We start from the raw sequence: 25,969 nt of genomic DNA on the forward strand, positions 1-25,969 counted from the left end.
ACAGGGGGCGGATGAAGATTCGCCCCCTTGTTGTATGTGTGGAGGCGATATTGCTCGCGATGAGTGACTGTTGCACCGCAGTCGCCTGCAAGCCCTCACATTGAACAATGTGTCGATAATTGATTTATTGCGTGACCCACCAAATCAGAGTGAGAGTGGATGTGAGCAAACGAGCCTATAACTTCTGCGCAGGTCCTGCTGCGCTGCCTGAAGCTGTCCTGTTGCGTGCCCAGTCCGAGTTGCTCGACTGGCATGGCAAGGGCCTCTCGGTCATGGAAATGAGCCATCGCAGCGATGAGTTCGTGTCCATTGCGACCAAGGCTGAGCAGGATCTGCGTGACCTGCTGTCTATTCCCTCGAACTACAAAGTCCTGTTTCTGCAGGGTGGCGCAAGCCAGCAATTTGCCCAGATCCCGCTGAATCTGCTGCCGGAAAATGGCAAGGCGGATTACATCGATACCGGTATCTGGTCGCAAAAAGCCATTGAGGAAGGTTCGCGCTTTGGCCACATCAATGTGGCTGCCAGCGCCAAGCCTTACGATTACTTCGCGATTCCCGGTCAGAATGAATGGAACCTGTCGAAAGACGCGGCCTACGTTCATTACGCGCCCAATGAAACCATTGGCGGCCTGGAATTCGACTGGATTCCGCAAACGGGCGATGTGCCGTTGGTTGCCGACATGTCTTCTGACATTTTGTCGCGTCCGGTCGATATTTCCCGCTTCGGCATGATCTACGCCGGCGCCCAGAAAAACATCGGTCCGAGCGGTATTGTGGTCAACATCATTCGTGAAGACCTGCTGGGCCGGGCGCGCTCGATCTGCCCGACGATGCTCGACTACAAGGTCGCGGCAGACAACGGCTCGATGTACAACACGCCTCCGACGCTGGCCTGGTATCTGTCCGGCCTGGTGTTCGAGTGGCTCAAAGAGCAGGGTGGTGTAGAGGCCATCGGCAAGCTTAACGAAGTCAAAAAACGCACTCTGTATGACTTCATTGACGCCAGCGGCCTGTACAGCAACCCGATCAACAAGACCGACCGCTCGTGGATGAACGTGCCGTTCCGTCTGGCTGACGATCGTCTCGACAAGCCGTTCCTGGTGGGTGCTGAAGCGCGCGGGTTGTTGAACCTCAAAGGGCATCGCTCGGTGGGTGGCATGCGGGCTTCGATTTATAACGCTGTGGACATTACTGCGGTTAACGCGCTGGTGGCTTACATGGCAGAGTTTGAGAAGGAACACGGCTAATGTCCGAGCAAGAGCTTAAGGCGCTGCGCGTGCGCATCGACAGCCTGGACGAAAAGGTTCTGGAGCTGATCAGCGAGCGTGCCCGCTGCGCCCAGGAAGTGGCGCGGGTAAAAATGGCAAGCCTGGCTGAAGGCGAAGTGCCGGTATTTTATCGGCCCGAGCGTGAGGCTCAGGTGCTCAAGCGGGTAATGGAGCGCAACAAAGGTCCGTTGGGTAACGAAGAGATGGCGCGTCTGTTTCGCGAAATCATGTCTTCGTGCCTGGCGCTGGAGCAGCCACTGAAAGTGGCTTACCTCGGGCCGGAAGGTACCTTCACCCAGGCTGCAGCAATGAAGCACTTCGGGCACGCGGTCATCAGCAAGCCGATGGCGGCGATCGACGAGGTGTTTCGTGAAGTGGCGGCAGGCGCCGTCAACTTTGGCGTGGTGCCGGTGGAGAACTCCACTGAAGGTGCTGTGAACCACACGCTGGACAGTTTTCTCGAGCACGACATGGTTATCTGTGGCGAAGTTGAGCTGCGGATCCACCATCACCTGCTGGTCGGTGAAAACACCAAGACCGACAGCATCAGCCGTATTTACTCCCATGCCCAGTCGCTGGCCCAGTGCCGTAAGTGGCTGGATGCGCATTATCCGAACGTCGAGCGGGTTGCTGTGTCGAGCAATGCCGAGGCGGCCAAGCGGGTCAAGGGTGAGTGGAATTCGGCAGCGATAGCCGGCGATATGGCTGCAGGCCTCTATGGTTTGACCCGACTGGCGGAAAAAATTGAGGATCGCCCTGACAACTCGACGCGATTCTTGATGATCGGCAGTCAGGAAGTGCCGCCGACCGGCGATGATAAAACATCGATTATCGTATCAATGAGCAACCGTCCGGGCGCCCTGCATGAATTGCTGGTGCCGTTCCATGAGAACGGGATCGATCTGACACGTATCGAGACGCGTCCTTCGCGTAGCGGTAAATGGACCTATGTATTCTTCATCGATTTTGCTGGCCATCACCGTGACCCTTTGGTCAAAAGTGTTCTGGAGCAAATCAGTCAAGAAGCAGTGGCGCTTAAAGTGCTGGGTTCCTACCCGAAAGCGGTTCTCTGAGGCGGTCATACATGAGCGGTGATTTTCTCGCCCTGGCGCAGCCGGGCGTACAACAACTTTCGCCTTACGTCCCGGGCAAGCCTGTGGATGAGCTGGCGCGTGAGCTGGAGATTGATCCGGCCACCATCGTCAAGCTGGCGAGCAATGAAAATCCTATGGGGGCAAGTCCGAAGGCGCTGGAAGCCATTCGCAATGAACTGGCGGAGCTGACCCGCTATCCGGATGGTAACGGTTTTGCCCTCAAGAGCTTGCTGGCTGAGCGTTGCGGTGTGCAACTCGATCAGGTGACCCTGGGCAACGGCTCTAACGATATTCTGGAACTGGTGGCCCGGGCCTATCTGGCGCCGGGCCTGAATGCCGTGTTCAGCGAGCATGCCTTCGCGGTGTATCCGATTGTGACCCAGGCGGTGGGTGCGCAGGCGCGAGTGGTGCCGGCCAAGGACTGGGGGCATGACCTGCCTGCCATGCTTGAGGCGATTGACAGTGATACCCGGGTGGTTTTCATCGCCAATCCGAATAACCCTACCGGGACCTGGTTTGGTGTCGATGCACTGAACGAGTTTTTGCAGGACGTCCCCGAGCGGGTTCTGGTGGTGCTGGACGAGGCCTATATCGAATATGCGGAAGGCGGCGAGCTGCCGGACGGTCTGGAGTTTCTCTCGGCCTATCCTAATCTGCTGGTCTCTCGTACGTTTTCCAAGGCTTATGGCCTGGCTGCCTTGCGGGTTGGTTATGGCCTGTCGACAACGGTTGTGGCGGATGTGCTGAATCGGGTTCGTCAGCCCTTCAATGTCAACAGTCTGGCGCTGGCTGCGGCCTGTGCTGCACTGCAGGATGCTGACTATCTGGCTGAAAGCCGCCGTCTTAACGAGGCGGGCATGCAGCAGTTGCTGGACGGTTTTCGTGAGCTGGGTCTGGGCTGGATTCCATCCCGCGGTAATTTCATTGCGGTGGATCTCGGTCAAGTGGCTGCCCCGGTTTATCAGGGGCTGTTGCGCGAAGGTGTGATCGTGCGTCCGGTGGCCAATTACGGTATGCCGAACCACCTGCGCATCACTATTGGTCTGCCGGCGGAAAATACCCGTCTGCTTGAGGCGCTGGCCAAGGTTCTTGCTTGTGGTTGATGTAATGTCCTTGAAATCTGTAAAGCCTGTTGTGGGTCGGCTGGTGGTTGTCGGGCTCGGCCTGATTGGTGGCTCCTTTGCTAAAGGCATGCGCGAGAGCGGGTTGTGCGCTGAGGTGGTCGGAGTCGATCTGGACCCTGCGTCGCGCGCCCTGGCTGTAGAGCTGGGTGTGGTTGATCGCTGCGAAGCTGATCTGGCAGTCGCCTGCTGTGGTGCTGATGTCATCCAGCTGGCAGTGCCGATTCTGGCCATGGAGAAAGTGCTCGGGTTGCTGGCGGGCATGGATCTGGGGTCGGCCGTTCTGACTGATGTGGGGAGTGCCAAGGGTAATGTCGTGCGTGCTGCGACTCAGGCCTTTGGTGGCATGCCGCCACGCTTTGTTCCCGGGCACCCGATTGCCGGATCCGAGCAAAGTGGTGTCGAAGCCTCCAATGCGGTTCTGTTTGAGCGGCACAAGGTTATTTTGACCCCCGTGGCCGAAACCGACTCCGGGGCGCTGGCCCTGGTGGACACAATGTGGCGCGCTCTGGGGGCGGACGTCGAGCATATGCAGGTCGAACGCCATGACGAGGTGCTGGCTGCAACCAGTCATTTACCGCATCTGTTGGCATTCGGGCTGGTGGACTCTCTTGCCAAGCGCAATGAGAATCTGGATATCTTTCGTTACGCAGCGGGAGGTTTTCGCGATTTCACAAGAATCGCAGGAAGCGACCCGGTAATGTGGCATGACATTTTTCTCGCGAACCGCGAGGCGGTGTTACGTACATTGGATACATTTCGCAGTGATCTCGACGCCTTGCGCGATGCGGTCGATGCGGGAGATGGGCATCAATTGCTGGGCGTCTTTACCCGCGCCCGGGTTGCTCGCGAGCATTTCAGTAAAATCCTGGCCCGCCGGGCATATGTGGACCCTATGAATTCAAATGATCTGATTTTCCTGGCTGAGCCAGGTGGCAAGGTAACTGGCAAGATTCGCGTACCTGGTGACAAGTCCATTTCTCACCGTTCAATCATGCTTGGTTCTTTGGCTGAAGGTACAACCGAAGTCGAAGGTTTCCTTGAGGGTGAAGACGCTCTGGCAACCTTGCAGGCATTCCGTGACATGGGTGTGGTGATTGAAGGCCCTCATCATGGGCGCGTGACTATCCATGGTGTGGGGCTGCATGGCTTGAAAGCTCCGCCAGGCCCGATTTACCTGGGTAACTCCGGAACCTCGATGCGTCTGTTGTCGGGTTTGCTGGCTGCGCAGAGCTTTGATACGACCTTGACCGGCGATGCTTCGCTGACCAAGCGCCCGATGAATCGTGTGGCTAATCCGCTGCGCGAAATGGGGGCGGTGATTGAGACTGCTGCAGAAGGTCGTCCGCCGATGACTATTCGCGGCGGTCACGCGCTTAAAGGGATGGATTACACCCTGCCGATGGCCAGTGCCCAGGTCAAATCCTGCCTGCTGCTGGCGGGTTTGTATGCTGAAGGCAAGACCTCGGTCACTGAGCCGGCGCCAACCCGTGATCATACCGAGCGCATGCTGCGTGGCTTCGGCTACCCGGTCAGTGTCGAGGGTGCCACGGCTTCTGTTGAATCAGGCCACAAGCTCACGGCTACCCACATTGAAGTACCTGGCGATATTTCATCCTCGGCGTTCTTCCTGGTGGCCGCCTCGATTGCCGAAGATTCCGATCTGGTGCTCGAGCATGTCGGCATCAACCCGACCCGCACCGGCGTTATCGACATCTTGCGTTTGATGGGGGCGGATATCACCCTCGAGAACCAGCGCGAAGTGGGTGGCGAACCTGTAGCTGATTTGCGTGTGCGCGCAGCCAAGCTTAAAGGTATCGAGATTCCTGAAGAGCTGGTACCGCTGGCGATTGATGAATTCCCGGTACTGTTCGTGGCGGCGGCAGTGGCCGAAGGTCGCACGATCCTGCGCGGCGCTGAAGAACTGCGGGTCAAGGAGTCTGACCGGATTCAAGTCATGGCTGACGGCTTGCTGGCGCTGGGCGTGAAGTGTGAGCCAACTGCGGATGGCATCATTATCGATGGTGGCTCCATTGGTGGCGGGGAAGTTCATGGTCACGGTGACCACCGCATTGCGATGGCATTCAGCATCGCTTCTCTGCGGGCAACGGCTCCCATCCGTATTCACGACTGTGCCAATGTCGCGACTTCGTTCCCTAACTTCCTTGCCCTGTGCAAACAGGTAGGCATTCGCGTAGCGCAAGAGGTGCAGTCGTGATGGTCCCGCCGGTTATCACTATCGACGGCCCAAGCGGTTCCGGCAAAGGCACCGTGGCTGGCAAGCTGGCCAAGAGCCTGGGCTGGAATCTGCTGGATTCCGGTGCCCTGTATCGTTTGCTGGCATTCGCCGCGAGCAATCATGGCGTTGCTCTGGATAACGAAGCCTTGCTTGAGAAACTTGCTGCGCATCTTGATGTGCAGTTCGTCGGAGCGACGGACGGCAAGCATGCGCGCATTATTCTGGAAGGTGAGGACGTTACTCACGCGATTCGCAGTGAGACCGTTGCTGCCGGGGCTTCCAGAATTGCCGCCTTGCCGGCTGTGCGTGAGGCTTTGCTGCAGCGTCAGCGGGCATTTCAGGAACTTCCCGGTCTGGTTGCCGATGGTCGCGACATGGGAACTGTGGTGTTTCCGGACGCGCCGTTGAAGATATTTCTGACGGCTAGCGCGGAGGAACGTGCCCGTCGCCGTTACTTGCAGTTGAAGGCCAAGGGCGATGATGTTAGTCTCTCGGGTCTGCTAGATGAGATTCGTGCCCGCGATGAGCGTGATACGCAGCGTGCAATAGCCCCGCTTAAACCGGCGGCTGATGCAATACAGCTGGACTCCACGGAGTTGTCGATCGAGCAGGTGCTTGAAAGAATCATGAGTGAAATCGCCCTGCGCGATATCACTGGATGACCAAGAAAGCGTGCAGGAGACCAGAAATAGTCCTGCATGCCTTCTTTTATATGAACGTAACCCACATTGTCTGGAATGTGGCAGATGGGCGTATCCTTCGCCCTTGATCAACAGGAATTAAAATGAGCGAAAGCTTTGCAGAACTCTTTGAAGAAAGCCTAAAAACCCTGAATCTTCAGGCTGGCTCTATCATCACCGCTATCATCGTTGATATCGATTACCAAGCTGGTTGGGTAACCGTTCACGCTGGTTTGAAGTCTGAAGGCCTCATCCCGCTGGAACAGTTCCACAACGACGCTGGCGAACTGAACATCAACATCGGTGATGAAGTTCACGTTGCGCTGGACGCGGTCGAAGACGGCTTTGGCGAAACCAAGCTGTCCCGTGAAAAAGCCAAGCGCGCTGAATGCTGGATCGTTCTGGAAGCAGCCTTCGCAGCAGAAGAAGTTGTCAAGGGCGTTATCAACGGTAAGGTTAAAGGCGGCTTCACTGTCGACGTTAACGGCATCCGTGCGTTCCTGCCAGGTTCTCTGGTTGACGTTCGTCCAGTGCGCGATACTACGCACCTGGAAGGCAAAGAGCTGGAATTCAAGGTCATCAAGCTGGACCAGAAGCGCAACAACGTTGTTGTTTCGCGTCGTAGCGTGCTTGAAGCAGAGAACTCGGCCGAGCGTGAAGCTCTGCTGGAATCCTTGCAGGAAGGTCAGCAAGTTAAAGGTATCGTTAAAAACCTCACGGATTACGGCGCATTCGTCGATCTGGGCGGTGTTGACGGCCTGTTGCACATCACTGACATGGCCTGGAAGCGCATCAAGCATCCTTCCGAAATCGTCAACGTTGGCGACGAGATCGATGTCAAGGTTCTGAAGTACGATCGCGAACGCAATCGTGTTTCCCTGGGCCTGAAGCAGCTGGGCGAAGATCCATGGGTTGCTATCAAAGCCCGTTACCCAGAAGGCACTCGCGTTACCGCTCGTGTTACCAACCTGACCGACTACGGCTGCTTCGCTGAGCTGGAAGAAGGCGTTGAAGGTCTGGTACACGTTTCCGAAATGGACTGGACCAACAAAAACATCCACCCTTCGAAAGTCGTACAAGTCGGCGACGAAGTGGAAGTTATGGTTCTGGACATCGACGAAGAGCGTCGTCGTATCTCCCTGGGCATCAAGCAGTGCAAATCTAACCCATGGGAAGATTTCTCTGGCCAGTTCAACAAGGGCGATAAAATCTCCGGCACCATCAAGTCGATCACCGATTTCGGTATCTTCATTGGTCTGGACGGCGGCATCGACGGCCTGGTTCACCTGTCCGACATCTCCTGGAACGAAGTTGGCGAAGAAGCCGTACGTCGTTTCAAGAAGGGCGACGAGCTTGACACCGTTATCCTGTCTGTTGATCCAGAGCGTGAGCGCATCTCCCTGGGTATCAAGCAGCTGGAAAGCGATCCGTTCTCCGAGTACGTACAAGAGAACGACAAAGGCGCAATCGTTAAGGGCATCGTGAAAGAAGTTGACGCTAAAGGCGCCATCATCACTTTGGCTCCGGATATCGAAGCAACTCTGAAAGCCTCCGAAATCAGCCGTGACCGCATCGAAGATGCACGTAACGTTCTGAAAGAAGGCGAAGAAGTAGAAGCCAAGATCATCAGCGTTGATCGCAAAAGCCGCGTAATCCAATTGTCCATCAAGTCGAAAGACGTTGAAGACGAGAAGGAAGCAATTCAGAGCCTGCGCGACAAGCCAGCTACCTCTGAGCCTGCTGCTGGTCCGACCACTCTTGGCGACCTGCTGCGTGCACAAATGGAAAAACAGAACTAAGTTCTGATTTACCATAGAAAAAGGGCGACTTAGGTCGCCCTTTTTTGTGCCTGAAATTTGAGCTGGCCAGGCTTGGCTCGCCAGCTCAACCCCGGCCCCGGGGGGTGGCCTGATACAGGCCTTATGGGGCAGCGCTAACGAGACGTATATGATTGGTGGAATTCCTGAGCGGCAGGCTTGCAGCGTCGTCTGCAGCTGTCAGCGATCGCCAGGGCGAGGCTAAAGAGCCTGCGGCAGTGGTTATGGGTTCAAGGTGGCGGTCGCATGCCTGTTTTTCTGCTCTGCTGGCTGTTTGGCATCTATCTGATGCCTTTAAAGATAAGTCAATCCCTGGGCTGTTCAAACCCTTTCGATCATGCTAAAACCTTTGAAGCGCTGATCTAGCTGCTTGAAAAAGAAGGGAAAAATATGACGAAGTCGGAGTTGATCGAACGAATTGTCACCCATCAAGGGCTGCTTTCATCCAAGGATGTAGAGTTGGCTATCAAGACTATGCTTGAACAAATGTCACAGTGTCTGGCGACCGGGGATCGAATTGAGATCCGTGGCTTTGGCAGCTTCTCGCTGCACTATCGCGCGCCGCGTGTAGGCCGTAACCCAAAGACCGGCCAGTCTGTCAGCCTCGATGGCAAGTTTGTTCCTCATTTCAAGCCGGGCAAAGAGCTCCGGGATCGAGTTAATGAGGATGAGGAAGACGATATTTAATCCTTAAGGACCTAGGAGTTACTGATGCGTGACTTTAAACGTGCAGTGTTGGGGGGGTTCGCCCTGGCTGTTATTTTCGGGACTGTAATATTTATCCTCGAAAACCAGCAGCCTACCTCATTGATGTTTTTGGGGTGGCGTTCGCCTGAGTTGCCAGCATCGCTATTTTTTATCGGCGCCTTACTGCTTGGCATGCTCTTCGGCCCGGTATTGGGGTTTGTGGTCTATAAGCGAAAATCTGCGAAACTAAAACGCAGCCTGCTGGCCCATTCGTAGGCCTTTTTACATATTGAGTGTGTCTTAGCGCAGACAATGCGGCCGGGAGAGGGCTGCAGCGCAGGTTGAGAGCTCAAATGTAAATGGCACACTACAAAATTCATGTCGCGCCCCATAGATTTATTACACTTTGTCAGGCTTGTATAGTTTCGAGATACTGGCAAAATGCTTCAGATTCTCGATGTACAGTTATTTTTATGCTTCTTCAGGTGTGCATGAAGCTAAGGCCTGATGTTAGAAAGTTATATAAGCGCGTATGAAAATCGCTGCATAACGAGCCCGCAGTTTCTTTTAGAAGGCAGGTCTTGGTTGTGAGTAGTCTCTCCCGTATCCCGAATGCTCCTTCGTCCAATGAAGTGGATTTACTCCCTTTGTTTTTGATGGTCTGGCAGCAGAAAAAAATCATTCTTGCTACGGCTGCTCTCTTTGGTCTGGTTGCTTTGGGCTATGCCTATTTAAGTACGCCTGAATATCAGGTGAGTAGCGTTCTGCGCCCGGCAGCCATCAACGAGCTGGATGCACTCAATCGATCGGGTGTATACACCCTGCCTCCCAATGAGGCTCTGTTGAAAGTAGGGTCGTCGCTGGAGTCATACGATAATCGACTGGGTTTTTTCCGGAGTAATCAAGAGCTATTCACTCAATTCAAGCGTCCGGGGCGCACCCTTGAGCAAAGCTTCGAAGATTTCAATCGCAACTCGCTAAAGCTGATTTTTCCTGATTCTAAAAAAGCGGATTCCCAGAACGCTGCGATTAGCATGGAGTTGACATATCCCGGGGGAGTGGACGGGGTAAAGATCCTCAATGGCTTTGTCGATTACGCCATTGATGCAGAGCGTAAGCAAATTGCCGCTGACCTCAAGGTTATCGTCAATAACCGTTTGACCGAGCTAAAAGGCAAGCTGGACGCAGCCCGCTCCAGCTATGAGATAGACAAGGAGGCGCGCATCGCCGCCTTGAACGAAGCCGACAGCATAAAGCGTGCGCAATTGCAGGATGAGCTCAAGGCGTTGCGTCAGCAACTCAAGATTGTGCGCACTGATCGTATGGCGCAACTGAGTGAGGCTATTGGCATCGCGAGGGCCTTGAATATTCAAAAGCCTACCACGCCCTCGGCGTTGGGTGATTCGGCTAACATTCGTGGATCCAGTGGTATGCGGACCGAAATCAACAATCAGCAAATTCCCTTGTATTTTATGGGTACAGAAGCGCTTGAAGCAGAGCGCGCAGCCCTGCAGCAGCGAAAAACTGACGATTTCACCGAAGGGCGCGTAGCTCAGATTGCTCGTGAGCTGCAACTACTGCAAAGCAACCGTGAAGTTGAAGCACTTAAGCAGCGTCAAAATGAAGATCTGTTCTTAAGTGGTGTAGAGCCGTTGCGCTCCGAGATTGTGCGTTTGGGGGATTTGAGTAACCTCGATAGCAGCAACATGAAGTTGGTCTCAATCGATCGCAAAGCCCTGGAGCCAATGGAGCCAGTCAAACCCAAGAAGGCCCTGATTGTATTGTTGGGGTTATTGTTGGGAGGCATTCTGGGTGTGTTAATTGTACTGGTCCGAAACTTTTTAGCGGTCAGAGAGGGGCAGCTCAAAAATCCGACTGCACTAAGGGCTCCGGCTTCTTTGACTAGCACGGCAAGCAGCGGGAAAGACCTGCAGCACGAAAAAATCTGATCTGTTTTCGGCGCGGATAATTATCGATTTTAAGAGAGTTGGTTATAGGACGCAGTACATGTCGAATTTTATGTACTGCAACCAGCTTTCAAATTCCAATTCGGTAAAGCGAGCCCGGATGAGTCCTGACTCAAAACACAGGGGCGGATACCCTGTGTGCACATCCTGATCGGCAAAGGCGGGCGACATACTGGGTGTTGCCCGTTTGGAATGCGGCCGTAGCGATTTCCTGACATTTTTAGTATCAGAACCTGCTGCAAAGGGCTATACATCTGGCTTGGGGCAGAACCGCTGCTGATTCCCGTGTTCAATAATGGGCGCGTACGAAGGATGTTCTACAAAACTGAAAATATCCTTCAGCGGAACTGGCCCAGTTCACACGGATAATGATTTGGTTGCCGAGAGTTCAGGACTCTTCCAGGGGCAGGCAGTTGAGTATGCGGTCTAACAAACGATAGCCAAGGCAAGTGCGCACAGCCTGAGAGCGCTCCGGCCAATATCGATCGGTGTGCGATTGTTGTTTTTGGCTTTGAAATGTGCTCCAGTGGTCGTATTGTCTATTACTTGAACGCTATGCAGGCAGACCGAAGGCATAATGTGTTTTTACTGGCTATCAGGCTGCGCGTACCCGGGGCGCCGGGATGCAAATGTGTTACCGATTAGGCAGTTATGTTGAATTGGAGGGTGAGAGCTGTATCATTCGCCCATGTGTTGAAAATTTAAGCAGTTACTCAGCCCATGCTGATCAACAGGATTTGTTTGAGTTTATTTCAGGTATGGTTCAGAGGGCTGGGCTAATACGTATAGTACATGGCGATATAGTGGCGAAAAAGGCATTGGCAAAGGACCTGCTGGCCTGTAGGGAACTCCTGGCAGATTCGCCGGCGCTCTGATTCCGACGGGATGAGCTCACGGCTGCGGTTCAATTGAGCTGCTATGGAAAGGAAACAAGCCAGATGCGAGGCACTGGCGATTGCACAATACGATGGTAAACGGAAGACCCATTAATAAATGCCTATGTCTACAACATGCCCTGCAGCATTCTGCGAGCCCATTACATCAAAGCCTGCCGACTGGTTCTTGGTGCAATGCAAGCCCAGACAAGACGAGCGGGCAGAGGAAAACCTCCAGCGCCAAGGTTATGAGTGTTCACGTCCGTTCTGTCGACGTGAAAAACTCGTGCGTGGGCAACTGCAATGCATTCAAGAGTCTTTGTTTCCGGGCTATCTGTTTATACACATGCCCCAGGGCTCAAATTGGGCACCCTTGCGTTCAACTCGTGGGGTAGCCCGCATTGTGGCTTTTGGTGGCAGGCCTCTGGCCGTCAATCACAACCTTATTGTTCAGCTGCAAGAACGAGCGAACAGTCACGCCATCGTTACGTACAACCCGGGCGATAAGGTCACCCTTGTTGATCAAGGCTTCGCGGGTATTGAGTCCATTTTCATGACCATGGACGGCGAAGAAAGAGTCATTCTGCTTATCAATTTAATGAATCGACTGCAACAGATCAGTGTGCCTTTGACGAGTCTTGCCAATCGTTAAGTGATATTCAGGCTTCGGTCTGGACAAAGTAGACCATACGCGTTCTCAGGAAATCGACCATGAATCCTGGGGCGGTAGCGTGTTTTTCTGAATTAATAAAAGACATCACCTGTCGGCGTCATAGGTGAAGCTCACGAAAAACTAAGGAAGTTCTAGGAACATGACCACCATTAAGCGCAAAGGCATCATCCTCGCTGGCGGTTCGGGCACCCGCCTGCACCCGTTGACCTTGGGCGTCTCCAAGCAGATGTTGCCTATCTACGATAAACCGATGATTTTTTATCCTCTGTCGGTCTTGATGCTGGCGGGCATGCGGGAAATCCTGATCATTTCAACCCCCGAAGATTTACCATGTTTCAAAAAATTGCTGGGTGACGGCAGCCGATACGGTATTGAACTGAGCTATGCCGAACAGCCTAGCCCTGATGGGCTGGCACAAGCATTTATAATTGGAGAAGAGTTTATTGGCCAAGATCCGGTTTGTTTGATCTTGGGTGATAACATTTTCTACGGTCAGCACTTTTCGGATAACTTGCGATCTGCTATGTCCCAAGAGACAGGTGCTACTGTCTTTGGCTACCACGTTTCAGATCCAGAGCGCTTTGGTGTTGTTGAGTTTGACAGTACAGGGCGTGCGTTGAGCATTGAAGAAAAGCCGTTAAAACCAAAATCTAACTACGCAGTAACGGGCTTGTATTTCTATGACAATCAGGTTGTAGACATCGCAAAAAAAATGAAGCCGTCGCCACGGGGCGAACTTGAAATCACCGACGTTAACCGTGCTTATCTTGAACAGAACAGTTTGACGGTTGAAATGCTGGGACGTGGCTTTGCCTGGCTGGATACCGGTACCCATGACTCTTTACTGGAAGCCAGTCATTTTGTGCATACCATAGAGCAGCGCCAAGGGTTAAAAGTAGCCTGTCTGGAAGAAATTGCCTTTAACAGCGGCTGGATTACCCCTGAGATGCTGGCCGTTCAAGCTGAACGGTTTAAGAAGACAGGGTATGGGCAATACCTTCTACGGCTTTTGATGGAGGCCGGAAGGTAATGAAAATTACACGAACTGAAATACCTGACGTACTCATCATTGAACCCTCAGTGTTCAGTGATGATCGTGGCTGGTTTATGGAAAGTTTTAATGAAGAGCGCTTCAGCAATGAAGTACAAAAGTTAGGTTTTCCTAAGCCGCGACCTTTTGTACAGGATAATCACTCCTGCTCGAGACGTGGCGTCCTTCGCGGATTGCATTATCAGGCTGCACCACATGCTCAAGGGAAGCTGGTGAGGGTCGTGGAGGGGGCTGCCTTCGATGTGGCCGTGGATATCCGGAAAGACTCACCCACTTTTTTGAAGTGGGTAGGTGTAGAGCTAAATAGCAGTAACAAGAAAATGCTATGGATACCAGAAGGTTTTGCTCATGGTTTTCTCGCGCTAGAAGATAATACGCAATTTTTGTACAAGACAACTGATTATTACGACAAGCCATCAGAAGGCTCTTTGTTGTGGAGTGACAGTGATATAAATATCGCCTGGCCCACGATGGATGAAGTTATCATAAGTGAGAAAGATCAAGTTGCTATTTCGGTGGTCGACTCTTCTTTTTAGATGTGGTTGGCGGGGGGGCGGATAGGTGAATGATTTTTTAAAAATAGTCTTGGGTTAAGAGTGGCTAATGGATAATAATTTAGTATCTCTGTTTGAAATATTAGTTATTTTAACTTTGATTGGTGCCCAGGTTTTCGATGTCTATGCCGTGATGGTTAGGGCCAGGGTTAATGTGGACGGTACTACGCAAGTTTTAGCCGTGGCAAACTGGGTTCAATACCTGGCGCGAATCATGAATATGGTGTCTGTTTTCAGTATCTCATTGTTACTCGAGAAGAAAATAACCACCATAGGCGTTCCGGCCATGTTTGGATATTCAATGTGTGCCGGGTTGTTGTTTATAATTTTTGTGTGCCGCTCGAAGTATGCATCTCAGCCGCTTAAGTATCTTCAGATTCTTGGCTTTACAGGAATTTTTGGAGCGTTGGGGAAGAAACAATACTGGTGGCGGGTAGAATGGGATGTATTCTCTAAAGTTACAATGTATTCAGTATTTGTCAGCTTGCTAATAAATTTAGCAATAATTATGCCTTTCGTGTTGAGTATTAAATATCCGGAAATAAGAATGACCCTGGCTTATACAGGGCAGTTACTGAATTTTTGTGCATCAATAATTATGTTTACTTATATCGATAGAGTTTTCTTCAAGGCTTTGGATGTGGGTAATGAAATAAATTGTGCTGCGCGTATTATAACAGGGAAATTAATTGGTCAGATGGTTTTGGTTGCAGGCGTAGTGGTTACTTTCTATGTGTTGAAAGTATGAGGTCTGTATTCTATGTCTGAATCACTCGGGCAACACAATGGGAAGTGGACATATTTTGTAAATACCAACAGGCTGCTGTTTTTGTTGGTCGTCTCTACAGTGCTTCTGGTTTATTACTCAGTGGGTGGCTACGGCTTTCCTGATTATCGCAATTACATCGCTCTGGCTGAAAATAATGGTTATATTGTATCGGCCAATGAGTATGCGGCAGAGTGGGTTGCACGATTTTTTTTACGTAATGGCTTTGGGGTTGCTGATACCGCTGCGGGGACAGTTGATTTCTTTGCTGCGTTCGTACAGTTTTTTTATGTAGTATTTATTTTGATGTTGATGAGAGGTGATGATTTACAGCAGCAGCGTGGTTGGTTGTATTTTACGCTAGCTCTATCTCCTTTGTTATTGACGACGGCACTGAGGGCGACACCTGCTTATCTGATAATTGCATATCTATGTTCGTATGGAAAGATCTCTACTTTCCGGTTTCTAATTTTGGCTATGGTTGCTATTTCTTTTCACGATTCGGCAATTGTAATGATTGCTATATATGTGATGTCGTGTGTGTTTTGCAATGTGTTCTGTAATGTTAGGGAAGGTTTTCTCCGTTGGATCATGTGGGGGGCATTTGCTCTAATAGTATTGTCGCAACAAGTTTCATTTTTGTTTGTTAGTTTAGTAAGTCATTTTGATTTTGGAATAAGGGCAGTTTATTTTCAAGGAGGGGAAAGCGCTTCAATAGTTAAGAAAATCTTCCTGCTGTTTATATGGGTTGTAGCCTACACGGCGTTGTCTGGAGAGGCGGTCAGTATAAGGTCGAAGGTTTTCTTATGTGCGAGCACATTGGTAATGGCGCTTTCATTCTCGCTCAGTGAAGTTGCGGGCATTAGATTTTCTGTATATGTTTTAGGTGCTGCTGTTGTAGCGAAGGGCGCATTTGTATTTAGTGGCAATAAAGATAGTGAATTCAAACAGGTGGATTTCGTTTTTGGTTTTATGTATTTCGTTATAATGTTCTATGATATTTTCAGGAATGTAAAAGCGTCCTGAACTATATGCGGCGCTCATCTATTAGCTTATGTTGTTTGTAGTGCATTTTGGTTGTGGGTGATTCCACATTGAGTGGTAGTTCCAGTCCTGATTTTGGTGCGTAATTTATGAAAGAGAAGATAGCTATTTTGCTGGCTACCTATAATGGTAGCAAGTATTTGGAAGAACAGTTGATATCTATCATTGCCCAGGCAAATATAGAGTGGCACTTATTTGTTCGTGATGATGGTTCCACAGATAATACAGTCAGCCTGTTAAGGCTTTATGCCGATAAGCATGAAAATATCACAATAGTCGATAATTTTGGTGAGTTCACAGGTTCTGCTGCTGGGAATTTTTTTAAGCTAATACACTTCTCAGACTATTTGGATTTCACTCATATCAGCTTTGCTGATCAAGACGATATTTGGTCTCCTGGCAAGCTACGTGCTGCATTGGATTGTATGGCATTGGAGGGGGCCGGGGGCTATTCTTCAAATTTGGTCTCCTATGATAACGTCATGAGGCGCGCTGGTTACATTGATAAAAGTCAAGCTCAGAAGGACTTTGACTACCTTTTTCAAGGTGCTTCTGCGGGATGTACTTACGTCATTACTCAAGAGGTTTGTGCTCTCATAAAATCCAGAACACTGACTATTGATTCCTTTAAAGGTAGATCGCATGATTGGCTTATTTATGCGATCTGCAGGGTAAATGAAGTCAAGTGGGCCCTGGACCGTGAAGCCCATATTTTTTATCGGCAGCATGCAACGAATGTATATGGTTCGATGAGCGCTTTTCAAGGACTTGTTAATAGAATAAAGCTGCTGCGAAGCGGATGGTACCGTAACAATGTTTTGTGGGTTGCAGATAAGTCCGGTTCGAAAGAAAGCGCTGCTGAAATTGTTGGGCTGATTGAGCGCAATGGCTTATTAGATAAGCTGAAGTTATTAAATATGACTCGTCTTTTTCGTCGAGGGAAAAAAGAAAGTTACTTTCTAAAATTTATTATTTTGTTTTTATTTAAATAATCTTAATGTTCAGGGGTCTAAATAAAAGTCGGATTTTGTAGGCGTTGATATAATTGAATTTTTTTATCGGATGCCAGGGTCTGGGAATGTCTGGATTTACATCGCTTTGTAGAGGCTTTTTATGAAACGTTTGTTTGATATTGTTCTTTCATTTCTAGGGTTGGTAGTTTTATCACCTGTGATGTTGGTCGTCTATTTTTTAGTTAAAAAAAGACTAGGTTCGCCAGTGTTTTTTAAACAACTGCGTCCGGGCTTACAGGGTAAACCATTCGAAATGATTAAATTTAGAACCATGCTAGATGCAGTGGATAGTTCTGGAAAACCTCTGCCTGACAATTTGCGCATGACTAAATTTGGCAGTTTTCTCCGCTCCAGCAGTCTCGATGAACTACCAGGCCTTTGGAATGTGCTTAAAGGTGATATGAGTCTGGTAGGGCCTAGACCGTTGCTGATGGAGTACCTGCCTTTATATACGCCCGAGCAGTACAGGCGTCATGATGTACGCCCTGGAATAACGGGCTGGGCGCAGGTGAATGGTCGAAACTCGTTGAGTTGGGAAGATAAATTTAAGCTGGATACGTGGTACGTTGATAATAGAACCATGCTTTTAGATATTAAGATATTATTTCTTACGGTTAAAAAAGTCATTGTAAGGGATGGTATAAGTGCAGATGGAGAGGCGACCATGAGCAGGTTTACAGGTGGGAAATCTTGAGTGTGATGAAAGTTTCCGTATTCAATTCATTAATTACTGCTGAGGTTTGATTTTGTGAATTCGTCCAAAAAGTTAATAATTATTGGTTTTAGCGGTTTTGCCAAAGAAGTGTATTGGCTTGCTTCCCGCCTGGGCGTAACGGTTGCCGGTTTTTTAGACGATAATGACAGCGTTCTCGGCGCATCGTTTGGGACGGCCAAGGTTCTCGGGAAAATCGAGGGCTGGGAACGTTATGGTGACTGCCAATTTATTATTGCAATTGGCAATCCACGAGTCAGGCAGAAAATTTTCAAAAAAATGACAGGCATGGGTTGTCCAGAATTTGCCACGCTCATTGACCCGGCCGCGATTGCTTCTGCTGGTGATGTTAGTGTCGGCCCAGGCAGCATTATTTGTGCCGGTACCGTGTGTACCGTCGATATTAAAATTGGCGCCCATGTTATTGTTAATTTGAATGGTACTATCGGTCATGATGTAGTTCTCGATGATTTTGTGACGATTGCTCCCATGGTTGCCATTTCCGGAAATGTTCATATTCAGTCGCTTGTTGAGGTGGGAACGGGAGCATGTATCCGTCAAGGACTCGTTTTGGAAACCGGTTCGATGTTGGGTATGGGCAGTGTTTTGACCAAAAACGTAAAGCAAAACACTGTTTTTTTTGGTAATCCGGCCAAAGCCTTTAAAGTCATACCCGCAGATGAGGTTCAATAATGGTCATGCCAACTGATAATTTATGTATCGGAATCGTGGGTACCGGTACGATGGGTAGCGGTATTGTGCAAGTGCTGGCACGATCAGCCTGCATTGAAACTGTTTTGTGGTATGGCCGTACACCACAGTCAACAAACGCTTCGAGAGATGAAGTAGGGGCAAGATTTTTAAGCTTAGTCAAAAAAAATCGTCTCTCTCCAGAGGAGCACCAGCGGTTTCTTGAAAAAATAAAGGTGGTTTCGAGTATTGATGATCTTCGAAACTGTCATTGCATTATCGAGGCAGTATCAGAAGAGTTTGATGCCAAGCGCACTGTTTTCCTGGAACTTGCCATGGTATGTAAGGCTGACACTATCTTAGCCTCCAATACCTCCAGCTTATCTATCACCGCACTGGCAGCGTTAACGCCGTATCCAGAGAACGTAGTTGGATTGCATTTCTTCAACCCAGCTCCTGTTATGAAGTTGGCTGAAGTGATTGCCGGTTTGACAACCGCGCAAGCCTCGCTCGATTGGGCATTGTCGTTCGCTGCACTGTTGGGTAAAGATCCAGTGCTGGTCAATGAAGCCCCTGGCTTTATTGTCAACCGCATGTTGATTCCAATGGTTAACGAAGCGATTGGTATTCTTGCCGAAGACGTTGCCAGTGCTGAAGAAATCGATAAGGCAATGCGTCTGGGGGCAAATCACCCGATCGGTCCTTTGGCATTAGCCGATTTGATCGGACTGGATGTGTGCCTTTCAATCATGGAAACACTCCACAATGAAACGGGCGATCCGAAATACCGTGCTCACCCGCTGATGCGGAAAATGGTGCGTGGTAATCGATTGGGTCGTAAAACGGGTTGCGGATTCTTTACCTACTGAATTGGGGGCTAGCACCTTTATGCTTAATACATCTTTTTCTCCTTGGCCTTCCTTCACAGTAGAAGAGGCTGACGCAGTCCGCGATGTTATATTATCCAACAAGGTCAACTACTGGACCGGTCAGGAAACACGCACCTTCGAAAAAGAATTCGCTGCCTGGTCAGGTACTGAGTACGCCATTGCTTTGGCCAATGGCACTGTAGCCCTTGACCTGGCATTAAAAGCGCTCGGGATCGGAGCGGGTGATGAGGTGATAGTTACCTCTCGTACGTTCCTTGCTTCGGTTTCAAGCATCGTCAATGCAGGTGCGGTACCCGTTTTCGCAGATGTCGACCTGGATTCGCAAAACTTTACGGCTGAAACCATCCGTGCAGTTTTGACTCCGCGTACCAAAGCGCTGATCTGCGTTCATCTGGCCGGCTGGCCATGTGATATGGATCCGATCATGACGTTGGCCAATGAGCATGGGCTAAAGGTGATTGAAGATTGTGCCCAGGCCCACGGTGCTCATTACAAAGGCAGGCCGGTCGGTTCTATCGGCCATGTAGGTGCCTGGTCATTCTGTCAGGATAAAATCATGACCACCGGCGGCGAAGGTGGAATGGTCACCACTAATGATCGACAACTCTGGGCTGATATGTGGGCTTACAAAGACCACGGCAAGAGTTGGGAGGCTGTTTATGAGCGTGAACATGCCCCTGGTTTCCGTTGGCTGCATGAAAGCTTTGGTACTAACTGGCGCATGCTTGAAGTGCAGGCTGTTATAGGTCGTATCCAATTGCGCCGCATGCAGGACTGGCAAGCTGATCGCCTGAAAAATGCTATGTGTATTTGGGAAACGGCTCGACAGTTACCGTCACTTCGGGTTCCAGTGGTGCCTGCCGATGATGTTCATGCAGCCTATAAGTGTTACGTATTTGTACGTCCCGAACAGCTGAAGGCTGACTGGTCGCGAGATCGCATCCTGAATGAAATTATTTCTCGAGGCGTGCCGGCCTTTTCTGGTTCATGCTCTGAGGTTTATCTTGAAAAGGCGTTTGACAACACTGGATGGCGACCTGAGCAACGGCTAGAGCATGCGAAAGAACTGGGCGAAACGAGCATGATGTTCTTGGTCCATCCAACACTGACCGAGGCGGAAATTAACTTGACCTGCAAAGTGTTGAGTGAGGTTGTTCAGGAAGCATCATTTGCGTGAGGTCTGACCTTGCAATAAATGTATGACCTTATGAGCAATAGGGTGTTGATGGTTTTTCAAAGCGGCATAGGTGCTTAAAGGGTTATGGATAAAATTCGAGCGTACTTACTCAACCTTTCACGTCGACAAAAGCGGATTCTTCAAGTAGCCACAGACGTATTTCTCGTTTGGATAGCACTATGGCTCGCTTTTGTCGTGCGTCTGGGCATGGACGATATGGTTAACCCAGTTAAGTTACACCTGTGGTTATTTATCTGTGCTCCTTTGATAGCCATCCCCCTATTTCTTCGTTTCGGAATGTACCGCGCTGTAATGCGTTATTTCGGTAACGATGCGCTTATCGCGATCATCAAGGCCGTCAGCCTTTCTTCATTGATTCTGGCGGTAGTGGTGTACTGGTACAGCAATCACGAAAATGTTGTGCCACGCTCAATCATTTTCAACTACTGGTGGCTGAGCCTTATCATGCTTGGCGGTTTGCGTCTGGTCATGCGGCAATACTTCCTGGGTGACTGGTTCTCTGCTGCTCAGCACGTTCCCTTTACCAGCCGGGACGACGGCTTGCCCCGTGTTGCCATATACGGTGCCGGCGCTGCGGGTAATCAGCTGGTCGCGGCCCTGCGCATGGGCAGAATCATGCGGCCTGTAGCTTTCATCGATGATGACGAAAGCATCTCTGATCGTGTTATCTCCGGTTTGCAGGTGTTCAAGCCTGAAAACATGCAGCAGATGATTGATCGGACAGGTGCACAAGAACTCTTGTTGGCAATCCCTTCTTCGTCCCGCGGTCGCCGTCGGGAAATTCTGGGTCTGCTTGAAGGCTTCCCGCTTCATGTGCGCAGCGTTCCAGGTTTCATGGATCTGGCCAGCGGCCGGGTCAAGGTCGACGATATCCAGGAAGTGGATATTGCCGATTTGCTGGGGCGTGATGCGGTACCTGCCCAAGGGGAGTTGCTGGAGCACTGCATTAAAGGTCAGTGCGTACTGGTGACCGGGGCGGGCGGCTCTATTGGTTCAGAGCTGTGTCGGCAGATCCTGGCACTTCGGCCTACGACGTTGCTGCTGTTTGAACACAGCGAATTCAATCTTTACAGCATTTGTTCCGAACTTGAGCAACGGGTTACTCGTGAGTCACTGTCGGTGAGGGTATTACCGATTCTGGGCTCGGTGCGTAATGCGCACAAACTGCTGGAGGTCATGAAGACTTGGGGTGTCGATACTGTGTATCACGCTGCCGCGTACAAGCATGTCCCAATGGTTGAGCACAACATTGCTGAAGGCGTACTGAATAACGTTATTGGCACGCTCAATACGGCCCAGGCTGCTTTACAGTCCGGGGTTGCGAACTTTGTGCTGATTTCTACTGACAAGGCTGTACGTCCGACCAATGTGATGGGCAGCACCAAGCGCCTGGCCGAGATGACGCTTCAGGCGCTCAGTCGAGAAGTGGCGCCTGTACTGTTTGGCGATGCAGCTAATGTTTCGCGGGTTAATAAAACCCGCTTCACCATGGTTCGCTTTGGCAATGTACTGGGCTCTTCGGGATCGGTCATTCCGCTGTTTCACAAACAGATCAAAGCCGGCGGGCCACTGACTGTGACTCATCCCAAGATTACCCGCTACTTCATGACTATCCCGGAGGCCGCACAGCTGGTGATTCAAGCTGGTTCCATGGGGCAGGGCGGTGATGTGTTTGTGCTCGATATGGGCGAGCCTGTGCGCATTGTCGAGCTGGCCGAAAAAATGATTCACCTTTCCGGCCTCAGTGTTCGCTCAGAGAAGAATCTGCATGGCGACATCGAAATCGAATTCACGGGCCTGCGCCCGGGCGAAAAGCTTTACGAAGAGTTGCTGATTGGTGACAACGTAGTAGCGACCCGGCACCCGATGATCATGAGTGCCAATGAAGACATGTTGCCCTGGGATGAACTCAAGCAGCGGCTGAGACAATTGCTTGAAGCGGTGGATCAGGACGACTATCCGCTGGTACGGCAGCTATTGCGCGATACGGTCAGTGGTTATGCCCCCGAGGGCGAAATTGTCGACTGGATCCATCAACAACGTCGCTCAGAGTTGTTATGACTACATACTCTGCAACGCAGTGATTTTTGACACTCTGCTTCCATCACCTACGTTTGGAGTACAGCTCAGGAAAGCTGTTTCTACTTAACGATGTAAAGGAGTGTCACTTATGCGTATTAGCTTTCTGTCTTCGATGTTTTTGGCCCTGATGGTGGGTATTTCCGGCGTAGCTCATGCTGCGCCCCAGGCGGAGGTACCCAAGCCGACTGTAAGTGCCCATGCTGAGCCAGAAGCACAGCTGGTAACGGTCAACCTCAACACTGCAGATGAGGCGACACTCCAGCGTGAACTCTCTGGTGTCGGGGCCGCCAAAGCCAGGGCCATAGTGGCTTACCGTGAGGCCAACGGGAACTTCGCCTCGGCAGATGAACTGCTGGAAGTGACCGGGATAGGCAAGGCCATTTATGACAGAAATCGCGATAAGGTCGCGGTGAACTAAGCCAGCCGGTGGAAAGTAAAAAGGCCAGTCATTGACTGGCCTTTTTACGTCTGGTGTTCAAGCCTGCTGATCTGATTGCTTCAATGCATTACGCGTTACTGCAAGAATCTTCTCTCTGAGTGCATCGCTTTGGGCTCCGCGAGACAGGACCAGAGCCCCAACCAGTGTTGCAAGTATCACAATGCTCCGGTCTTGAGCATCCGGCTCCTCAAGGGCGCCCTCAATCTGTTCAAGTCGGGCGTTGATTACGTAGTCCGTGGTGGTGCTGGGAAGCCCTTGTTGGGCCATTTCAGCGGACATGGTTGGTAGCGGGCAGCCTTCATGGGGAGAAGTGACGTGCCATTGGGACAAGTAAGTGTCGATGAATGCATTGAGTGGCTGCGGCTGGCTGAATAGTTGTTCGCAGATGGTGTCCACTTCATCAGCCGCATGCTGCAGGGCTTTTTCTACCAGTTCGTTTTTCGACGAAAAGTGGGCATAAAAGCCACCGTGGGTGAGGCCCAGGGATTTCATGAGGGGTTGTAGCCCCGTGGCGCCAATCCCGTCTCGCCGGAAGAGCCCGGATGCTTCTTTGATGATGCGTTTGTGGGTTTGGGCTTTATGACCTGGGGAGTACCGCATGGCTGCTGTCTCTTATGCAATCAAGCATCATAGCCTTGGGCTCCAGGGAGATGTACAGGTGTTTCATTCCAAGGCAGGTAGATATTTGTAGTCGACAACCCAGCCCATGGGCTGGGTAAACATAGTCAGACTGTCTCAGCGGTCCTTCGACTCTTTCTCATCCATCTCGGCGTTACGTTCGGCTACACGTTTACGCTGTTCATCGGTCAGTTCAACTTTGTTGGCGGTTTCACGTAAAGTCATCAGCGCGCCAACGATGGCGCCGATAGCTACGATCAGAATTAACCAGGCATACCAGGGCATAGTGTTCTCCTTGTTGAGTGAACCGCTGTGCAAGGCGTTCGCAAAGCGGGTTGCAGTCTGTCCTTTTGAGTCTGTGACTACGCAGTGGTTTCATTGTAGGCCGGTTAATCCGCTGCGGGTCTTATAACTCTTTAGATGACTAAAATTGTGAAATTGCGATCATCGGGTGCCGGTAAGCGGCTGGTTCCGCTACAATGCGCGCCGATTTCGACCAGCCTGAGAACCCGCTAATGTCCGACTGCCAGACTCCTATTATCGTCGCCCTGGATTTCCCAACGCGTGACGCCGCACTGAAACTGGCTGATCAGTTGGACCCGAAGCTGTGCCGGGTGAAAGTGGGCAAAGAGCTGTTTACCAGCTGTGCTGCGGAAATTGTCGGCACTTTGCGTGACAAGGGTTTTGAGGTGTTTCTGGATCTCAAATTCCACGATATTCCCAATACCACAGCAATGGCGGTTAAAGCTGCCGCCGAAATGGGCGTGTGGATGGTGAACGTTCACTGCTCGGGCGGGATGCGGATGATGGCCGCGTGCCGTGAAGTGCTCGACAAGCGTACCGGCCCGCAACCGCTGCTGATTGGTGTGACAGTGCTGACCAGCATGGAGCGCGAAGACCTGGCCGGGATTGGCCTGGACATCGAGCCTCAAGAGCAGGTACTGCGGCTGGCTGCCTTGGCCCAGAAGGCCGGTATGGATGGTCTGGTCTGCTCGGCACTGGAAGCGCAAGCGCTCAAGGCTGCGCATCCAGCGCTAAAACTGGTGACCCCGGGGATTCGTCCTGCAGGCAGCGCCCAGGATGATCAGCGCCGTATTCTGACCCCGCGCCAGGCGCTGGATGCAGGCTCTGACTATCTGGTAATCGGCCGCCCGATCAGCCAGGCTGCGGACCCGGCCAAAGCTCTGGCTGCGGTGGTCGCCGAGCTGGCCTGACTGCGCGCTAATTAATACTGATTCTGTAACAACGGCTTGCCTGCGATGCTCTCGCGGTCAGGCCGTTGCCACTTCAGGGGGGGGGCACAATGATCAAGTGCCGGGTCAGACCTTCAAGATCAACTTGCCGAAGTTTTCCCCGCTGAACAGTTTCATCAGGGTTTCGGGAAATGTTTCCAGCCCTTCAACAATATGCTCCTTGCTTTTGAGTTGACCTTTGGCCAGCCATCCGGCCATTTCTTGCCCTGCTGCTGCATAGCGGTCGGCATAGTCCATCACCACAAACCCTTCCATGCGTGCGCGATTCACCAGTAGCGACAGATAATTGGCCGGCCCTTTTACGGCTTCCTTGTTGTTGTACTGGCTGATGGCGCCACAAATCACTACGCGGGCTTTAAAGTTCAGGCGGCTAAGTACTGCATCGAGAATATCGCCGCCGACGTTGTCGAAAAACACATCGACCCCTTTAGGACATTCGCGCTTAAGACCTGCGATGACGTCTTCGCTCTTGTAGTCGATAGCCCCGTCAAAGCCCAGCTCTTCAATCAGTAACTCGCATTTCTGTTTGCCCCCGGCAATACCCACCACGCGGCAGCCTTTGAGTTTGGCGATTTGCCCGGCAATGCTGCCGACCGCACCGGCGGCGCCGGAAATCACGACGGTGTCACCCGCTTTAGGTGCGCCGACTTCGAGCAAGGCGAAATAGGCGGTCATCCCGGTCATCCCCAGTGCTGATAAATACACTGGCAAAGGTGCGAGTTTCGGATCGACTTTGTAGAAGCCCCGGGGTTCGCCCACGAAGTAGTCCTGCACCCCCAGCGCACCGTTCACATAGTCACCGACTGCAAAACCGGGATGTTCGGAGGCAATCACCTGACCGACACCCAGGGCGCGCATCACTTCGCCCAAACCGACCGGCGGAATATAGGATTTGCCTTCGTTCATCCAGCCGCGCATGGCCGGATCGAGCGACAGGTATTGATTCCTGACCACTATCTGGCCTGCGCCCGGCTTGGCCACAGGCACTTGCTGAAAGCTGAAGGTGTCCCGTGTTGCGGCGCCGACGGGGCGTTTGGCAAGAAGAAACTGGCGGTTGGTCTCGGCGGTCATGGTCTGCACTCAGCTAAAAGACAAAGACTGTTGATAGCCCTTCTTGCCTGGCCCAGCAAGTGAATCTCGGCTCACGAATGCTTTTTCATCACCTTGAGTGATTGTGGTGGGCAGGGATTTATCATTTCGATAAATAAGGGGCTGATCTGTGTGCGTGCCTACACTCT

The 25,969-nt window shown here is 51.4% G+C and carries 27 protein-coding genes; 24 read left to right on the forward strand and 3 right to left on the reverse strand.

Features of this window, described 5'->3' with window-relative positions; translation table 11 throughout:
- Window positions 1-161: 161 nt before the first annotated feature.
- The 23 genes from serC to WG29040_RS07215 all read left to right on the forward strand — a co-directional run bounded on the left by serC (window position 162) and on the right by WG29040_RS07215 (window position 22,839).
- Entirely contained in the window at window positions 162-1,247 is a 1,086-nt protein-coding gene (gene serC, locus WG29040_RS07100) for a 3-phosphoserine/phosphohydroxythreonine transaminase (protein ID WP_003447088.1), read from the forward strand.
- A complete protein-coding gene (gene pheA / locus WG29040_RS07105) occupies window positions 1,247-2,341 on the forward strand; it encodes a prephenate dehydratase (RefSeq protein WP_003447098.1) in 1,095 nt (364 codons plus the stop codon). The genes serC and pheA overlap by 1 nt, the downstream gene beginning before the upstream one ends.
- 11 nt (window positions 2,342-2,352) lie before the next feature.
- A complete protein-coding gene (gene hisC / locus WG29040_RS07110; RefSeq protein WP_003447100.1) occupies window positions 2,353-3,465 on the forward strand; it encodes a histidinol-phosphate transaminase in 1,113 nt (370 codons plus the stop codon).
- Window positions 3,466-3,469: 4 nt separating this feature from the next.
- Window positions 3,470-5,701: a bifunctional prephenate dehydrogenase/3-phosphoshikimate 1-carboxyvinyltransferase gene (locus tag WG29040_RS07115; RefSeq protein WP_127195906.1), complete on the forward strand. Its 2,232-nt coding sequence runs from the start codon at window positions 3,470-3,472 to the stop codon at window positions 5,699-5,701.
- Window positions 5,701-6,384 carry a (d)CMP kinase gene (gene cmk, locus WG29040_RS07120; RefSeq protein ID WP_127195907.1) on the forward strand — a complete coding sequence of 228 codons (684 nt, stop codon included), beginning with the start codon at window positions 5,701-5,703 and terminating at the stop codon, window positions 6,382-6,384. The genes WG29040_RS07115 and cmk overlap by 1 nt, the downstream gene beginning before the upstream one ends.
- 122 nt (window positions 6,385-6,506) lie before the next feature.
- A complete protein-coding gene (gene rpsA, locus WG29040_RS07125) occupies window positions 6,507-8,201 on the forward strand; it encodes a 30S ribosomal protein S1 (protein ID WP_003447106.1) in 1,695 nt (564 codons plus the stop codon).
- 177 nt (window positions 8,202-8,378) lie between these two features.
- A complete protein-coding gene (locus WG29040_RS07130; protein WP_127195908.1) occupies window positions 8,379-8,585 on the forward strand; it encodes a hypothetical protein in 207 nt (68 codons plus the stop codon).
- Window positions 8,586-8,609: 24 nt separating this feature from the next.
- On the forward strand, window positions 8,610-8,906 hold the full coding sequence (gene ihfB / locus WG29040_RS07135) for an integration host factor subunit beta (RefSeq protein ID WP_003447108.1): 297 nt from the start codon (window positions 8,610-8,612) through the stop codon (window positions 8,904-8,906).
- Window positions 8,907-8,930: 24 nt separating this feature from the next.
- Window positions 8,931-9,182, forward strand: coding sequence for a lipopolysaccharide assembly protein LapA domain-containing protein (locus tag WG29040_RS07140; RefSeq protein WP_127195909.1), 252 nt, complete (start codon window positions 8,931-8,933; stop codon window positions 9,180-9,182).
- A gap of 311 nt (window positions 9,183-9,493) precedes the next feature.
- Entirely contained in the window at window positions 9,494-10,855 is a 1,362-nt protein-coding gene (locus WG29040_RS07145; RefSeq protein WP_177412935.1) for a Wzz/FepE/Etk N-terminal domain-containing protein, read from the forward strand.
- A gap of 647 nt (window positions 10,856-11,502) precedes the next feature.
- Window positions 11,503-11,748, forward strand: coding sequence for an MBL fold metallo-hydrolase RNA specificity domain-containing protein (locus WG29040_RS24695; RefSeq protein WP_165878348.1), 246 nt, complete (start codon window positions 11,503-11,505; stop codon window positions 11,746-11,748).
- Window positions 11,749-11,872: 124 nt separating this feature from the next.
- Window positions 11,873-12,400 (forward strand): transcription/translation regulatory transformer protein RfaH, encoded by a 528-nt coding sequence (gene rfaH / locus WG29040_RS07160; RefSeq protein ID WP_177412947.1) that lies wholly within the window; start codon window positions 11,873-11,875, stop codon window positions 12,398-12,400.
- A gap of 160 nt (window positions 12,401-12,560) precedes the next feature.
- On the forward strand, window positions 12,561-13,451 hold the full coding sequence (rfbA, locus tag WG29040_RS07165; RefSeq protein WP_127195911.1) for a glucose-1-phosphate thymidylyltransferase RfbA: 891 nt from the start codon (window positions 12,561-12,563) through the stop codon (window positions 13,449-13,451).
- Window positions 13,451-14,008, forward strand: coding sequence for a dTDP-4-dehydrorhamnose 3,5-epimerase (gene rfbC, locus WG29040_RS07170; protein WP_127195912.1), 558 nt, complete (start codon window positions 13,451-13,453; stop codon window positions 14,006-14,008). The genes rfbA and rfbC overlap by 1 nt, the downstream gene beginning before the upstream one ends.
- Window positions 14,009-14,075: 67 nt before the next feature.
- Entirely contained in the window at window positions 14,076-14,774 is a 699-nt protein-coding gene (locus tag WG29040_RS07175) for a hypothetical protein (protein WP_127195913.1), read from the forward strand.
- 12 nt (window positions 14,775-14,786) lie between these two features.
- On the forward strand, window positions 14,787-15,818 hold the full coding sequence (locus tag WG29040_RS07180; RefSeq protein ID WP_127195914.1) for a hypothetical protein: 1,032 nt from the start codon (window positions 14,787-14,789) through the stop codon (window positions 15,816-15,818).
- Between the two features lie 107 nt (window positions 15,819-15,925).
- A complete protein-coding gene (locus tag WG29040_RS07185; protein WP_127195915.1) occupies window positions 15,926-16,828 on the forward strand; it encodes a glycosyltransferase in 903 nt (300 codons plus the stop codon).
- Between the two features lie 121 nt (window positions 16,829-16,949).
- Complete coding sequence (locus tag WG29040_RS07190; RefSeq protein ID WP_127195916.1) at window positions 16,950-17,543, forward strand: sugar transferase; 594 nt, start codon at window positions 16,950-16,952, stop codon at window positions 17,541-17,543.
- Window positions 17,544-17,597: 54 nt separating this feature from the next.
- Window positions 17,598-18,254: an acetyltransferase gene (locus WG29040_RS07195; protein ID WP_127195917.1), complete on the forward strand. Its 657-nt coding sequence runs from the start codon at window positions 17,598-17,600 to the stop codon at window positions 18,252-18,254.
- Complete coding sequence (locus WG29040_RS07200; RefSeq protein ID WP_256681533.1) at window positions 18,254-19,120, forward strand: 3-hydroxyacyl-CoA dehydrogenase family protein; 867 nt, start codon at window positions 18,254-18,256, stop codon at window positions 19,118-19,120. Before WG29040_RS07195 ends, WG29040_RS07200 begins: the two co-directional genes overlap by 1 nt.
- 19 nt (window positions 19,121-19,139) lie before the next feature.
- Complete coding sequence (locus WG29040_RS07205; RefSeq protein WP_127195959.1) at window positions 19,140-20,318, forward strand: DegT/DnrJ/EryC1/StrS aminotransferase family protein; 1,179 nt, start codon at window positions 19,140-19,142, stop codon at window positions 20,316-20,318.
- An 84-nt stretch (window positions 20,319-20,402) separates the two neighbouring features.
- Window positions 20,403-22,400, forward strand: coding sequence for a nucleoside-diphosphate sugar epimerase/dehydratase (locus WG29040_RS07210; RefSeq protein WP_127195918.1), 1,998 nt, complete (start codon window positions 20,403-20,405; stop codon window positions 22,398-22,400).
- A 109-nt stretch (window positions 22,401-22,509) separates the two neighbouring features.
- Window positions 22,510-22,839: a helix-hairpin-helix domain-containing protein gene (locus tag WG29040_RS07215; RefSeq protein ID WP_003447144.1), complete on the forward strand. Its 330-nt coding sequence runs from the start codon at window positions 22,510-22,512 to the stop codon at window positions 22,837-22,839.
- A 57-nt stretch (window positions 22,840-22,896) separates the two neighbouring features.
- Here the strand turns inward: WG29040_RS07215 and WG29040_RS07220 are convergent, their stop codons facing one another.
- Window positions 22,897-23,460 (reverse strand): TetR/AcrR family transcriptional regulator, encoded by a 564-nt coding sequence (locus WG29040_RS07220; protein ID WP_010656170.1) that lies wholly within the window; start codon window positions 23,458-23,460, stop codon window positions 22,897-22,899.
- Window positions 23,461-23,595: 135 nt separating this feature from the next.
- Window positions 23,596-23,763: a DUF2897 family protein gene (locus tag WG29040_RS07225; protein WP_003447148.1), complete on the reverse strand. Its 168-nt coding sequence runs from the start codon at window positions 23,761-23,763 to the stop codon at window positions 23,596-23,598.
- A gap of 230 nt (window positions 23,764-23,993) precedes the next feature.
- Here WG29040_RS07225 and pyrF point away from each other — a divergent pair, with 230 nt between their 5' ends.
- Complete coding sequence (gene pyrF, locus WG29040_RS07230; protein ID WP_003447150.1) at window positions 23,994-24,692, forward strand: orotidine-5'-phosphate decarboxylase; 699 nt, start codon at window positions 23,994-23,996, stop codon at window positions 24,690-24,692.
- Between the two features lie 105 nt (window positions 24,693-24,797).
- Here pyrF and WG29040_RS07235 read toward each other — a convergent pair whose 3' ends face one another.
- Window positions 24,798-25,802 (reverse strand): NADP-dependent oxidoreductase, encoded by a 1,005-nt coding sequence (locus tag WG29040_RS07235; RefSeq protein WP_003447151.1) that lies wholly within the window; start codon window positions 25,800-25,802, stop codon window positions 24,798-24,800.
- Window positions 25,803-25,969 lie beyond the last annotated feature (167 nt).

This window comes from Pseudomonas sp. PAMC 29040 (genome assembly GCF_003994535.1).
In the GTDB taxonomy this organism is placed as follows: Bacteria; Pseudomonadota; Gammaproteobacteria; order Pseudomonadales; family Pseudomonadaceae; genus Aquipseudomonas; species Aquipseudomonas paraversuta.

Excerpts from the sequence above, each read along its gene's own strand:
- WG29040_RS07220 (WP_010656170.1), bottom strand. The coding sequence starts at position 23,460 with ATGCGGTACTCCCCAGGTCATAAAGCCCAAACCCACAAACGCATCATC.
- WG29040_RS07175 (WP_127195913.1), top strand. The coding sequence starts at position 14,076 with ATGGATAATAATTTAGTATCTCTGTTTGAAATATTAGTTATTTTAACT.
- pheA (WP_003447098.1), top strand. The coding sequence starts at position 1,247 with ATGTCCGAGCAAGAGCTTAAGGCGCTGCGCGTGCGCATCGACAGCCTG.
- WG29040_RS07180 (WP_127195914.1), top strand. The coding sequence starts at position 14,787 with ATGTCTGAATCACTCGGGCAACACAATGGGAAGTGGACATATTTTGTA.
- WG29040_RS07140 (WP_127195909.1), top strand. The coding sequence starts at position 8,931 with ATGCGTGACTTTAAACGTGCAGTGTTGGGGGGGTTCGCCCTGGCTGTT.
- WG29040_RS07225 (WP_003447148.1), bottom strand. The coding sequence starts at position 23,763 with ATGCCCTGGTATGCCTGGTTAATTCTGATCGTAGCTATCGGCGCCATC.
- rfbC (WP_127195912.1), top strand. The coding sequence starts at position 13,451 with ATGAAAATTACACGAACTGAAATACCTGACGTACTCATCATTGAACCC.
- WG29040_RS07210 (WP_127195918.1), top strand. The coding sequence starts at position 20,403 with ATGGATAAAATTCGAGCGTACTTACTCAACCTTTCACGTCGACAAAAG.
- WG29040_RS07115 (WP_127195906.1), top strand. The coding sequence starts at position 3,470 with ATGTCCTTGAAATCTGTAAAGCCTGTTGTGGGTCGGCTGGTGGTTGTC.
- rfbA (WP_127195911.1), top strand. The coding sequence starts at position 12,561 with ATGACCACCATTAAGCGCAAAGGCATCATCCTCGCTGGCGGTTCGGGC.
- WG29040_RS24695 (WP_165878348.1), top strand. The coding sequence starts at position 11,503 with ATGTGTTACCGATTAGGCAGTTATGTTGAATTGGAGGGTGAGAGCTGT.
- WG29040_RS07205 (WP_127195959.1), top strand. The coding sequence starts at position 19,140 with ATGCTTAATACATCTTTTTCTCCTTGGCCTTCCTTCACAGTAGAAGAG.
- WG29040_RS07200 (WP_256681533.1), top strand. The coding sequence starts at position 18,254 with ATGGTCATGCCAACTGATAATTTATGTATCGGAATCGTGGGTACCGGT.
- WG29040_RS07215 (WP_003447144.1), top strand. The coding sequence starts at position 22,510 with ATGCGTATTAGCTTTCTGTCTTCGATGTTTTTGGCCCTGATGGTGGGT.
- rpsA (WP_003447106.1), top strand. The coding sequence starts at position 6,507 with ATGAGCGAAAGCTTTGCAGAACTCTTTGAAGAAAGCCTAAAAACCCTG.
- WG29040_RS07190 (WP_127195916.1), top strand. The coding sequence starts at position 16,950 with ATGAAACGTTTGTTTGATATTGTTCTTTCATTTCTAGGGTTGGTAGTT.
- WG29040_RS07235 (WP_003447151.1), bottom strand. The coding sequence starts at position 25,802 with ATGACCGCCGAGACCAACCGCCAGTTTCTTCTTGCCAAACGCCCCGTC.
- rfaH (WP_177412947.1), top strand. The coding sequence starts at position 11,873 with ATGTCTACAACATGCCCTGCAGCATTCTGCGAGCCCATTACATCAAAG.
- cmk (WP_127195907.1), top strand. The coding sequence starts at position 5,701 with ATGGTCCCGCCGGTTATCACTATCGACGGCCCAAGCGGTTCCGGCAAA.
- WG29040_RS07185 (WP_127195915.1), top strand. The coding sequence starts at position 15,926 with ATGAAAGAGAAGATAGCTATTTTGCTGGCTACCTATAATGGTAGCAAG.
- pyrF (WP_003447150.1), top strand. The coding sequence starts at position 23,994 with ATGTCCGACTGCCAGACTCCTATTATCGTCGCCCTGGATTTCCCAACG.
- hisC (WP_003447100.1), top strand. The coding sequence starts at position 2,353 with ATGAGCGGTGATTTTCTCGCCCTGGCGCAGCCGGGCGTACAACAACTT.
- ihfB (WP_003447108.1), top strand. The coding sequence starts at position 8,610 with ATGACGAAGTCGGAGTTGATCGAACGAATTGTCACCCATCAAGGGCTG.